8 protein-coding genes are annotated in these 12,669 nt (G+C 52.1%); 2 read left to right on the top strand and 6 right to left on the bottom strand.

The annotated features are described in order from the left end of the window. Positions 1 to 329 precede the first annotated feature (329 nt). Positions 330 to 1,310 (top strand): serine/threonine protein kinase, encoded by a 981-nt coding sequence (locus D9N13_RS17655; protein WP_290592738.1) that lies wholly within the window; start codon positions 330 to 332, stop codon positions 1,308 to 1,310. Positions 1,311 to 1,315: 5 nt separating this feature from the next. Here the strand turns inward: D9N13_RS17655 and D9N13_RS17650 are convergent, their stop codons facing one another. The 5 genes from D9N13_RS17650 to D9N13_RS17630 form a co-directional block, all read right to left on the bottom strand. Then, entirely contained in the window at positions 1,316 to 2,416 is a 1,101-nt protein-coding gene (locus tag D9N13_RS17650; protein ID WP_290592736.1) for a hypothetical protein, read from the bottom strand. Between the two features lie 10 nt (positions 2,417 to 2,426). Continuing rightward, positions 2,427 to 5,765 (bottom strand): efflux RND transporter permease subunit, encoded by a 3,339-nt coding sequence (locus tag D9N13_RS17645; RefSeq protein WP_290592734.1) that lies wholly within the window; start codon positions 5,763 to 5,765, stop codon positions 2,427 to 2,429. Continuing rightward, on the bottom strand, positions 5,762 to 7,435 hold the full coding sequence (locus D9N13_RS17640; protein ID WP_290592733.1) for an efflux RND transporter periplasmic adaptor subunit: 1,674 nt from the start codon (positions 7,433 to 7,435) through the stop codon (positions 5,762 to 5,764). The genes D9N13_RS17645 and D9N13_RS17640 overlap by 4 nt, the downstream gene beginning before the upstream one ends. 224 nt (positions 7,436 to 7,659) lie before the next feature. After that, positions 7,660 to 8,469 (bottom strand): thioesterase II family protein, encoded by an 810-nt coding sequence (locus D9N13_RS17635; protein ID WP_290592731.1) that lies wholly within the window; start codon positions 8,467 to 8,469, stop codon positions 7,660 to 7,662. A 333-nt stretch (positions 8,470 to 8,802) separates the two neighbouring features. After that, the gene (locus D9N13_RS17630; RefSeq protein WP_290592729.1) at positions 8,803 to 10,104 is read right to left on the bottom strand and encodes an MFS transporter; all 1,302 of its coding nucleotides are present in this window, start codon (positions 10,102 to 10,104) and stop codon (positions 8,803 to 8,805) included. A gap of 102 nt (positions 10,105 to 10,206) precedes the next feature. Here D9N13_RS17630 and D9N13_RS17625 point away from each other — a divergent pair, with 102 nt between their 5' ends. Beyond that, a complete protein-coding gene (locus tag D9N13_RS17625) occupies positions 10,207 to 11,403 on the top strand; it encodes a hypothetical protein (protein WP_290592727.1) in 1,197 nt (398 codons plus the stop codon). A gap of 7 nt (positions 11,404 to 11,410) precedes the next feature. Here D9N13_RS17625 and ectB read toward each other — a convergent pair whose 3' ends face one another. Then, positions 11,411 to 12,667 carry a diaminobutyrate--2-oxoglutarate transaminase gene (gene ectB, locus D9N13_RS17620; RefSeq protein ID WP_290592725.1) on the bottom strand — a complete coding sequence of 419 codons (1,257 nt, stop codon included), beginning with the start codon at positions 12,665 to 12,667 and terminating at the stop codon, positions 11,411 to 11,413. Positions 12,668 to 12,669 lie beyond the last annotated feature (2 nt).

Here is a 12,669-nt window from a genome sequence, read left to right as displayed (position 1 = left end):
TTATTTTGCATCGGTTTGACTAGCCTTTTGTGGCCACGCCGTCAAAGAAATAGACAAACTACGATGATTGATATACTGCTTATAGACTCTTTATTAGTCAATATCTATAAACCGATCAACCATCAAATTTCCGACGAACGTGAACGAATGCACGCCCTTGGCGCCAATATATCGACGGAAAACTGCCACTAAAATCGCCTTAATATCAACATCAACTGTTTCTTTGCGAATCCCTGACTAGCGTGTAAACTATTAGGTTATCTAACAAAAACAACTTATTACTACTGTTTTTTCACCACGATTTTTGCGTTAAAGGGCTCAACCTCTCTATGAATCTGACGTGGCTATTCTCATGGCGCTCAAAAAAACAGCAAAACGAACCCAAGGACGCCAAGCCCGAACGCCGACCTGACGCACAGAGTCAGGGGAGTGGTGCCAAGAAACCGGCTGTGGCCACCCGCCCCCCGGCAACCAACCTGCAACGCCCCTTTGAGGTTCAGCTCAACATTGGCCGTTATCGAATGGAGCCTTTCACTGAGGGTGGAATCTGTGTAGTGATGAAAGGCATACCGCTGGAGCAGGGCAAACCCAAGCTGGCGGTAAAAATGGTGCGGGAACAATGGCTTAACCACCAGGCCGTGAGGCGACAATTCACCACAGAAAGCCAGATTGTACGGGAACTGCATCACCCCCAATTACCCAAATACCGTTCCAGGGGGCTTATTGACGGTAAGGCCTATTATGCCTATGAATTCATAGAGGGGTTTCAGCTTATCAATCTGTCTCAGGAACAACAACGCTTCCCTCCACAACTGGTTAAGGAGCTGGCCAAAGACATTGTCGGGCAGCTGCTGGAACAACTGCATTATCTGCACACCAGCCTGAAGCCTGTGGTGCATGGGGACATCAGCTCGGAAAACATACTGATCGATACCAAGCAAAAGATCTATCTGGTGGATTTTGGTTGCTCACACTTTCAGAAGCAGGCCAACAAAGAGGCCTATCAATGGTTGGCCAAGCCATCGTTCATTTCACCGGAACAAGCCCGGGGTGAAAAGTGGGATCACCGCAGTGATTTATACCAAGCGGGTATTCTGCTGTATGAGTTGCTGAAAAACAGACGCTGGAATGAAGGCACAACCAAGCGGGACAAGGTACTGTTTGCGGCCTCCAATCAACGACAACAGGACAATTTTCTGGAAGGCGTAACCGATGCCAGGACTTCTGCGTTTGTTGCCAAAATGTTGGACCCGGACCCTAACCAACGCTTTCAAACTGCCAAGGAAGCCCTGGCAGCAATCAAGTCATAACCGTATTATTCGATTCTTACGCCCCGATCGAAACGGCAAGGCGTATCAGCACCATCCATGGAACACACACCACGCCCATGCAGTGCGTTCTGCTGAAAACCACCCACGTATTTGCTGCCATCCGGCCAGGTAAATACGCCTCTACCCTCACGCATTCCGTCTACAAACTCACCTGAATATTTTTCACCGCTGGGCCAGGAGAGAGTGCCTTTGCCGGAACGTTTGCCGAGTTTGAACTGTCCATCGTACACACGCCCGTCCGCAAAAGTCAGCACACCCCGCCCGTCCATCACACCGGACTTGAACTCGCCCTGGTACTGATTTCCGCTGGGCCAGGATTTTTGTCCGCGCCCATGGGGCATGTCTTCAGCAAACTGCCCTTCGTAGGTTTCCCCGCTGGGCCATTCCATCCGACCTTGCCCCTGCGCCATGTCATCCTGAAACGTACCTTCATACACCACACCGTCGCTTTGGGTTCTGGTGCCCTGCCCGGATCGAGCCCCGTCCACAAATTCGCCCTCGTAGATCTCACCATCAGGGTACAGCATTTTTCCCTGCCCACTGCGTTGGTCAGCCTGGAACTGGCCCATGTACTTTCTGCCATCGGGCCAGGTGTAAGTACCATTGCCATGCTTTAAATCGTTGCTGAATTCGCCGCGGTAGGATCGGCCATCCGCCCATTCATAGGTACCTACGCCTTCCTTCTTGCCGTTAACAAATCCACCTTCATAACGACTGCCACTGGGCCAGCGATAAACACCACGGCCGTGAAACTCCCCCTTTTTCCACTGTCCGGAATAGATATGGCCTTGAGCATCTTCAAATGTGCCCTGACCGGACATCAAACCATCTTTCCATTCTCCGTCATAGCGATCCCCGTTTGGCCAGATGTATACCCCCTGCCCATTCTTTTTACCGTCGAGAATCTGCCCTTGATAGGTGCTCCCATCTTCCAGCTTATGAATCTCTGCCGATGGCGTAGATTGCTGCTCTGCGGTACCAGCATCCACTTTCGCCAAACCGTCATCGTTATCTGAGCAGGCACCCAGCAACGCCACCAGACCGAATACACATAAGATCCACACACGGTTAACAATAGTGTTCAATAGTTTTACCTCAGGTTGACGCTTTATTATTCGCCTGAAATTCTTCATGCCCATCATCCCATCCAGCTTCCCAGCTGGCGGATAACACTTCCAGTTCAAATGGGGAGACTCTTGGTACATCCCCTTTCAATCCTTCTTTGTGCCCCAGCTCATAGGCTTCATCCAGGCCCACATGCCATTGCAGCTTTTCAGAGTCATCGTCCGCGCCCGTTTCATAGGAGCGGTCTACCTCTTCCGCTACAGAAAGTTTCTTTTTGGCACCGGAGAAAAACAGGCTCAGATCGCGAACTGACTGATTTATATCATCGAGTATGTGGTAGGTCGCCGGCACCAGCACCAGGCTGACCAGGGTGGCAAACAGCACGCCGAAGGCAATGGAAATCGCCATGGGTATTAAAAACTGCGCCTGCAAGCTGGTTTCCAGCATCAATGGTACCAGGCCGCCGAAGGTGGTGAATGAGGTGAGCATTATGGGCCTGAACCGCGATGCGCCGGCCTGCCGAATCGAATCCATCAGGGCGATACCCTTCTCTTTATTCCGGTTCATGAAATCAACCAGCACAAGGTTGTCATTCACCACAATACCGCTCACTGCAATCATTCCCACCAGAGACCAGAGCGTGACTTCCATCCCCATCACCAGATGCCCAACCAAGGCACCGATGATGCCGAAAGGTATGGCAAACATCACCATCAAGGGTTGTGCGTACGACCTGAACAGGGTTGCCATCATCACATACATGCCCAGAATTGCAATCCAATAGGCTTTGGCAAGATAGGCCTTGAATTCATCTTTTTCTTTCTGCACGCCGGAGATATCCCAGCTCATGCCCGGGAAATTCTCCGGAATGGACTCAAGATACTCACCCTTCAGTGCCATCATCACTTTTGGGGTGCTGGTGACGTTGTCATCCAGCTTGGCCCGCACCCGGATAACCCGGCGCCGGTTATGGCGGTTAATCTGCGCGGCACCCTCTCCGTACTCTATATCGGCCACCGTCAACAGGGGAACCGTTGAACCATCCCGCAGGCGGATCGACATGTTTTCCAGGTACCAGAGTGAACTGCGTTCTTCTGCCGGATAGCGCACCACAACTTTGATATCCTGCTCACCGCGCTGGATGTTCTGCACGTCTGCTCCGTGATAGGCCTGCCGCACCTGCATGGCGACATCGTCCAGGCTCAATCCCAGGTTCCTGGCCAACGGTTTCAACTCGATGAGCAGCTCTTGCTTGCCCCGTTGAAACGAATCCGTAATCTGGTAGAGACCGTTGATGGATGCCATTCTTTCCTTGAGGCCATCGGCTGCCAGTTTCAAATCGCTGAGGCTGCTGGATGACAATTCAATATCGAGCATGGATCCAGGCTGGTTCAGTGTGGCCTTGAATTGCAGCTCAACCACATCCCGAATATCCCCGACGCCGTCCTCCCAGCGCCGCGTAATTTTCTGACCGGAAAGCTTGCGGTTTTCCGAGGGAGCCATTTCCAGTACAATGCGCCCCGCCGTATCACTGGTGAAAGCGGTAAATACGTTAAGTATCTGCTCGTGACCGGTTTCATTCCTGAGTTCATCTTTCAGATTCAACGCGGCCCGCTCAACCCGTTTTATACCGTCACGCACGGCTTCCGGTGTGGTGTTTTGAGCGAAGCTGATGGTTGCACTGGCGGTATCCGCCTCAATGGTGGAGAAAAACACCACCTTTAACCAACCTGATGCCATCAGCGACAGAGCAATGATTAAAACGCCAATAAACCCAAACAACGTGGTATAGCGCCAGCGCAGGCATACTTCCAGGAACGGGCTGTAAATGCGGCTCACAAACTTTTCCAGGCCCAGGGAAAATTTGCGTTGCACTGCTCCGATCACCGGAAAGCGGTCAAACTCGTCAGAAGAGATGCCCGAAACATGGGATGGCAACACCAGCAAGGATTCAATCAGTGAAAAGATCAGGGTACAGATCACCACAATGGGAATCACCTTCATCAGTTTACCCTCGGGGCCAGGCAACATGATGAGTGGTGCAAATGCAATGATGGTGGTGATAACTGAGAAAATAACCGGCTTCTGCACTTCCTGAGCACCCAGTATCGCGCCGCGCACGCCGCCAATACCTTCACGGTGCTTGGTGAAGACATTCTCGCCAACAATGATCGCATCATCCACCACGATACCGAGCACCAGAATAAAAGCGAACAGGGAGATCATGTTCAGCGAGCCGTCAAAGTGCGGCAACAACATGAATGCCCCCATGAAGGATATCGGGATACCCAGGCTGACCCAGAATGACAACTGAGCCCGCAAAAACAGCAGCAAAATGATAAACACCAGCGCCAAGCCGCTTATGGCGTTTTCACTCAGCAAATCCATGCGGCTCTTAAAGTAGACCGAAGAATCCTGCCATACATCCAGATGAATGCCTTCGGGAATGTAGGTGGTGGGATTTTTAACGTAATCGTGCAGCTCACGGGACACATCCAGTATATTCTGGTCCCCGACCCGATACACGGACAGCGCCACTGCAGGCCGACCATTAAATTCAGACAGTGAGACACCTTCCTTGAAGCCATCCAATACCGTCGCCACATCACGCACCAGAACCTGTGCCCCGTCCGGTAAAGCCCGAATCACGATATCCTCAAAATCCTCGCCCCAATAAACCTGCCCCTTGGCTTTAACAGACACATTGCCCTGGGCGGTTTTAATGACGCCGGTGGGCAAATCCACCGAGCTTTGACGTACCGCGTTGGCCACTTCAAGGAAACTCATTCCGTAACGCTGAAGCGATGCCTCGGACACTTCTATGGCGATTTCATAGGGCCGGCTTGAAGCCAGGGAAACCTGGGAAATATTGGGCTTTGTGGTTAGGTCTTCCTGAATCTGGGCCGCCAGATTCTTCAGGCTACGTTCATCCGCGTCACCGGATATCACTATGTAAGCCACCATATTACGCACCGAAATCTCGCGTACTATAGGGCGCTCCACATCCGCCGGGAAGGTGCCTATACCGTCAACCCGTGCCTTGATTTCATTAAGAAGATGCTTACTGTCATGGCCGTAGGCGATTTCCAGAGTCAGCACGCCCAGGTGCTCGGTCGCCTTGGAGGACAAGGATTTAATGCCCTCAAGATCATAAATGGCGGACTCAATCCGATTTAATACGGATTTTTCCACATCCTCCGGTGAGGCTCCCGGATAAGGGACACTGATGGTAATCAAATCCAGTGAAATGTTGGGCAGGATTTCTTTGCGGGTATCCTGCAGGCTGATGATGCCCGCCACTACCACAAACACCATCAAAAGGTTGGCGGCTACCTTGTTTTCCGCGAACCAGGCAATAATTGCATTCATTGTACGGCTTCCACCAGAGGCTCAGGGGCACTGACAATTGAAATGGTGATCTTGCCACCCCGTGCCGGTGACGCTGCATTGCTTTGCTGGGCCGGAACGGCAGGCACCGATCGTGGCTGCTCGGGAGCGCTTTCCGGTATCGGCTCTGCGGCAGGGGGGTCCTGAGATTCCATATCCGCGGCTATTTGCGCGGCCAGGGGCGACATTTCAACCTGCTTGCCCGCTTCCTGCTCAGGCTTGATCTCCGCTTTAGGCTGCGCCTTGGGCGTGATGGCTGCCTGCAGTTTTTGCGCCTGCTGCATCAGGCCCTGAGCGCTTTCCTGGATCTGATTTTTTTGCTCATCATCCAGGCCTTCAAAGGCTTCCCGCGCCTTCTCTGCCATCTGCCTGACCCGTGGATCATTCAGATCCTTGGCTTCTATAATGGTGTTCTGGCTGGCCGCCGGCGGGGTCGAGGTTTTAGCCGCTGACCCAAAAATGTTGTCGTTCTTATCGGGCTCAACCTCATATTCATAGTTATCTTCCAATTTGGTCCGAACGGTCATGCCATCGACGGCAATGTCCATCTGACTCAATACCACACGATCACCGTTCTCCAGCCCGGAGCTGATGTAGATGCTGTCTTTTCCTTTGTAGATAATTGCAACCTCACGTTCCCGTAACTGGCTGTTTTCATCCACCACCCACAGCTGGGAACTGTTTCTCAGTGCCTTCCTGGGCACCTCGAACACTCTCTCAAAGCGACGACCATCAATAGTGGCTTCAACAAAAGAGCCTGCCACCAACTCTGGCCTGCCAGGTTGATTCGGATCCGCTGAATAGGGGTCACGAACCTGGGCAACAACATACAGGAGGCGGTTGCGCTCATCGACCCCACCCTCTGCACGCACTACTTTTCCTTTCCAGGTATAGGTACGCCCGGCAAACTTTTCGGTTAACGTCACCTCAGGAAGTGGCTGGTCCAGCGCATCCTGAAATCGCATCGGCACATCCACCAGGCTCAACTGGCGATCGGATAAAGGCAAGCGCACTTCCGCTACGTCAACGGCGTAAATGGCCCCCATTTGCTGGCCGGGCCGCACATACTGACCAATATTCAATGTTGCCAACCTGACCCTGCCATCAAACGGCGCTGTGATGGTGGTACGGTCACGCTGCAGTTTCACCGCCTCAAGCTCAGCCACCGCCGCGTCATACTGAGCCTTGGCCTGCTGGTACTGAATTTCATAATTGGCCAACCGGTTGGAACTGTTGTTCTTGACCCGGCTGCGGGCCTTGCGCTCAGCTTCTGCCTGTAACATGGCCTGATATGCCTGCGCCTTGCTGGCCTCTGCTCGTTTGATGTTGACCTCATATTCAATAGGGTCAATTTTGATGAGCATTTCGCCCTTACGGAAGAACCCACCATTGGCAAAATTGGGCGACAGCTCCAGCACCTGACCGCTCACTTCAGACATCAACTGAATTTCGGTACCTGGGGTAACCGTACCGCGGGTAAATACCGGGATGCTTTTGCTTTTTGCCTGCACTTCGGTGATGGTCACCAGCGGCGATTTGATGTTAAGGGGCTTATGCTCCACTTCCGGGCGGGATACAAACAACAAGACGGACACTGCCAATCCCACAACGATTGCCGCGATGGGCAAAATGAACTTTAATGCTTTTGTCATTTTCTAATCTTCTTGTTTAGAGCTCGCCCCGCCATCTTGCTGTGCAGCAACCATTATCGGCTGAGGGAGGAAATCTACGTGGGCGTTAGACCACAAAGTACAGCATCTTATCCGAAATAACGTTGGTTTTTAAATAGATGCGATAACTATTTACGGTACCCATTACTCTAGCAACTAACCTTCGTATCAGCTAGTTGGAACAGGAAACGGAGGGTGTTGAATTCTCAGGACGTTTTCCGGCTTGCCAGCATACCATCCGACCCGCCCAACACAGATTCAATCGCCTGGTTAACGGTATTGAGGAGCGAGTCAGTCACCTGATTGATGAAAAAATGATCTCCCGAGAACAGCTCGAGACAAAAAGGGCCTTTCGTAACTTTGCGCCACTCTTCCAGATCATCCATGGATACCTGGTTGTCTTTGACACCACCCAGGGCCATAACAGGCACATCAATGGGGTCCGAGGGTTGATACACCCAGGTCTCGATCAGTTGGAAGTCCGCTCTGAGAATGGGGCTGACCAGATCCATCAATTCCGGATTGTTCAGCGCTTCTTCAGGTGTGCCGTTAAGGCGCCGGATTTCGTCGCGAAACTCTGCTTCAGGCAGAGAATAGATTGGTTTGGTCTTCTTTGCCCGTTGCGGCGCCCTTCTACCGGATACAATCAGGCACTTGGGTTGTGGGTAGCCCAAGTCCCGCAATTTCCTGGACAACTCAAATGCCAGCTGCGCACCCATACTGTGACCAAAAAACGCATAAGGTGTCTGGGTGTACGGCTCCATCTCCGGAGCCAGTGTGGACAAAAGACTGTCCAGGTCGGTAAAGGCTTTTTCTTTGAATCGACTACCACGGCCGGGCAGCTGAACAGAGCAGACTTCCACATCCGCCGGCAAGCGCTTATGCCAGTCGCGGTAGGTTGAGGCGTTCCCACCTGCATAGGAAAAGCAAAACAGCCGAAGACGGGGCTCGGACACCGGCCGCGCCACCTGGAACCAATTACTTTTCACCGGAATACTGGATTGAGTTGCCATCATGCCCTTGAACCACCGATTTATTATTGTTTGAACTTGGTTACTAAGGTTTTATCGTCACTGCACACCATTCGAGAGTAAGCTCCTGTTGCTTGTCCCCCGGTGGTAGCGCTGCCGCCTACAGCATTGCTTGAAGACTAACCAATATTATCTGAACGATCGTTCCAAGTCCATTTGAAACCGTTTTCTGTATAGTCAGGTTGAATTAAACGCCCAAGGCGGTATGGCGTCAAACGGTTGATACGGAATTTGGGAAATGTTTACACTTTAAAAACAGCGTGTTACACAATTTACATTCCGGCTATAGAAGTGAACAACGAAATATGACTGGTCGGTCTACGTTGCCGCCCGGCTGATATTCTCATCCGGCAGCGCGGTATCGGCGGTTCTTATGGCACGAATGGACCAGGCCATCAACACAATCACAATGCTCAGAATACCGAACAGACTGATTAACAAGGCAATTCCCCGACCTTCCCCGATTCCCCATATGGGGCCAAATATATTGGCCAAAAGTGCCCCTTCTTTCATTAGGGGTTCAAATACACTCTGATACAGGAAACCGGCACTCAAAAAAGCGGCCGGCTGCGCGGCTTTCATAATTGTATTTCTCAAACTGAATGCCCGCCCGTGGAAGTGCACCGGTACCTTCCTTTGCCAAAGCGTCTGGCTGCATACGGTTGCCACTGGAGCCAACGCCATGATGACAAAGGCCCAGAACCCAATCCACACCAGGCTGGAATAAACCGGCAACAGGACCAGGATGAAAGCAATGGCAAGTGCTGCCCCCAGAATACCGTACATGCGCCGCTCCGGCCCCTTCCACCCCATCATCACGGCGCCCCCCAGCAGCGCCCCGACACCGGCAACGGACATGATCAAACCGGCTTCGCTGGGCGATGCATAGGACAACACAAGCGGGGTAATGAGTGCCTGTACAGCGGACACGTTGAACCAGATCAAGGTGAACAGATATAAACCTCCCAATACCCCGGGCTTGGATTTGAGGAATCGATAGGCCTCTTTGACCTCCTCCCAGACGGAAGTCTGAGTATCTGCAGGCTTGGCGGGCGTAGACGGCAGACTGGCCAGTAACAGGGTACCCAAACCAAAGCTGAAGCTGACGATATCAATCAGCAATATGGTGGAAATACCGATGGTATCGAGCGCCTTACCGGCCAGGAAGGGGCCGGCCAGCTGCACCAAACCCAGAACCATTCCCAACGCTGCATTGGCTTTATTAAGATCTTCGGTGGGCACCATCAGGGTGACTGTTGAGGTAAACCCTACCTGCAACATGGTGGCGAAAACTGAACCAAGGGACACGATCACGGCAATATGCCAGAACCGCAGCAAATCATAGTAATATAGGAAAGCCAGCCCCATGATGATCAGGGCGCTGCCGGCCTGCGCACCCACCAGCAGGGACTTGCGATTGAGCCGATCCACCCAGGAGCCGATAAAGGGCCCCAGCACGATACCGGGCAAAGTTGAGGCAACCAGAATCAAGGTGAATTCCATGACCGATTCGCTGGTTTGATACACCCAAACACCCAACGCAAATCCGGTGAGGGAGGAACCAAGCAAAGAAATGGACTGACCAAAAAGAATAAAATAGAAAAGCTTTAAGCCTGACATCTACTTACAGGACCGCAGTTATTATTTTAGTTAGAACCGGCATAGTACCCTATAATCCCGACATGGTATAGTTAGCTCTCTCGCAACAATAATAACGATATTATGAGTTTTTATCGGATTCCCTCACCCCTAGAATTCACGTACATTGCCGCCGATTTACCCCACTATTCCCCCTTGGTGAATCAGTTTTTTGTCATCGGCAATGGCGATATTGACAGCAACAAACTAAGGTCAGCACTGGCGCAGGCCGTTACTGCCAACCCGGGTTTCAAGGTACGCCTTAAGGGCTACTGGGGATGGCGCCGCTGGGATGACCAGGGGCTTGCACCCACCGTCGAAGACATCGATGCCCCTGACTGGGACAGTGCCAGTTCGGAAGGTGCACCACTGCTTGGCAACCCAATCGATCTGCGCCATGAATCCCCCTGCCAAATCGCCAAGATCCGCACCAGGACCGGTACCCATGTGTTATTCCGTACTCACCATGCCGTTACCGATGGCCGTGGTACTGTTCATTTAATGAATGATGTATTCAGGATCTTACGTGGTGAAGACCCGTTGGGATCCTCCTCCATGCTGACCGAATGGGATATTGCCATGCGTGAGGAGCGGCCGGACAGTACGGTGTCAGAAGATGATTGCCTGCCGGTGATCAAAGGCAGCGTCGATCCTGAGCGTACCGGTTATCAATGGTATCGATTTGACTGGAAAGGTGACAAAAACAAGTTCGCCGCAAAAATTCTGTTTGCCTGTGCGCAACTGGCACGGGCGCATTTTGGTGAGGGTAAGGTTTTATTCAGGATCCCTGCTGATTTGCGGCGCTACATGGAGAAAAACGAAGGTTTTACCGTCGCCAACTGCAGTGGTGCCATTGATCTGGAGATCAATGCCGACACCAAACTCAATGAAATCCGCTCCAGCATTGTACGCTCCATGCGTAACAAAATGGATCTGGCCCCGTTCAAGGAAAAGTATCAATACGTAAAGTGGTTGCCAAAATCCTTGTTTCGGGTGCATCCCGAATCTTTAAAACGCATGCACCGGGAACAGCGCTATCGCATGTCCGGCAGTGTCAGTTATATGGGCGACGTAGCGAATGAGATGTTTTCCTGTGACGGGTTTGAACCCTTTTCCCAGTTTGGCGTACCGATTCCTTTTGAAAACCGGCCGCTATTCGTTGCCGCCTGTTCCTACAATGACCTTACCAATATCATCATTGGTTGCCCCAGGGCGGTATGTAATCCATCTGAACTAAAACAATTTTGTCAAAAACTATCGAACACACTGGATGCTTTGTAAAAGCCCTTTACAGGGCTTTCTTCATGGCGCGCTCTATGATTTCCAGACCAATGTGAAGCTCGTCGGAACTGGCGGTCAGTGGTGGCAACAGTTTCAACACCTGCCCCTTGCGGCCAGCGTTTTCAATAATCAAGCCATCCTGAAAACACAGCGATGTAATCTGATCAATTAACCGCTCGTTGCCTAACGGGGCCAGGTCCACGCCCCAAATCATGCCCAGCCCGCGTAGCTCCATTCTGGCATCCAACCTGTCGATAATGCCGGAGAGTTCCTGTTGCAGGAGCTGGGATTTTTCTGCCACTTGAGCAGGAAGATTCAGGGACTGAAAAAGCTCGATCCCCACAGTGCCGCTGACGAACGCCAGCTGATTGCCACGAAACGTGCCGTTGTGCTCACCGGGCTGCCATACGTCCAGTTCCGGTTTCAGCAACACAACCGCCAGAGGCAATCCACAACCGCTGATGGATTTCGACAGGGTCACAATATCGGGAACAATGCCGGCCCGCTCAAAACTGAAGAAGTTTCCACTGCGCCCACAGCCCACTTGAATATCGTCAACAATCATCAGGATATCGTGCTTATCACACAGCGAACGCAGCTGCTTTAACCACGGCGTGGGGGCGACCACCACCCCACCCTCTGCCTGGACGGTTTCGAGCAACACCGCGGCCGGCTTTTCAATACCGGAGCTGGAATCCGATAACACCGCATCCAGGTAGGCGATGGTATCAATTTCCTTCATGGGCCCAAATGGGAACGGCATAAACGTGACATCCGGGAGCGCCGTACCTGCCCCTTTTCGGTTATACGAATTACCGGTGCAGGCTAATGCACCCAGAGTCATACCATGATAGCCGCCCTGGAACGCAAAAATATTGCGGCGACCTTTCACTTTACGGGCGATCTTCAACGCTGCCTCAACCGCATTGGTACCCGTTGGGCCACAAAACTGTACCCGATAATCCAGGCTTTTGGGTTGCAGTATCTGTTCCTGCAAGGCTTGCAGAAACTGCCCCTTGGCATCGGTGTACATATCCAGCCCATGCAGAATGCCATCTTCCTGCAGGTACTCAATCAATCGTTGCTTCACCAGATCCGGGTTGTGACCAAAATTCAGTGCACCGGCACCGGCAAAGAAATCCAGATAGCGCTGGCCATCCTGCGCCTCGATATAGGAGCCTTTGGCTTTGGTGAAGACGGTAGGAAATGACCGGCAATAGGAACGCACTTCGGATTCGTACTGCTGAAACACATCAACTCGCATTC

The organism is Ketobacter sp. GenoA1 (assembly GCF_003671475.1).
GTDB lineage: Bacteria > Pseudomonadota > Gammaproteobacteria > Pseudomonadales > Ketobacteraceae > Ketobacter.
Note: the sequence above shows the minus strand (reverse complement) of the source record. Positions and strands in the feature narration are given on the sequence as shown.

Bases quoted from the DNA above. Each gene is read 5' to 3' on its own strand.
- D9N13_RS17655 (WP_290592738.1), top strand. From the start codon at position 330: ATGAATCTGACGTGGCTATTCTCATGGCGCTCAAAAAAACAGCAAAAC.
- D9N13_RS17645 (WP_290592734.1), bottom strand. From the start codon at position 5,765: ATGAATGCAATTATTGCCTGGTTCGCGGAAAACAAGGTAGCCGCCAAC.
- D9N13_RS17640 (WP_290592733.1), bottom strand. From the start codon at position 7,435: ATGACAAAAGCATTAAAGTTCATTTTGCCCATCGCGGCAATCGTTGTG.
- D9N13_RS17635 (WP_290592731.1), bottom strand. From the start codon at position 8,469: ATGATGGCAACTCAATCCAGTATTCCGGTGAAAAGTAATTGGTTCCAG.
- D9N13_RS17630 (WP_290592729.1), bottom strand. From the start codon at position 10,104: ATGTCAGGCTTAAAGCTTTTCTATTTTATTCTTTTTGGTCAGTCCATT.
- D9N13_RS17625 (WP_290592727.1), top strand. From the start codon at position 10,207: ATGAGTTTTTATCGGATTCCCTCACCCCTAGAATTCACGTACATTGCC.
- ectB (WP_290592725.1), bottom strand. From the start codon at position 12,667: ATGCGAGTTGATGTGTTTCAGCAGTACGAATCCGAAGTGCGTTCCTAT.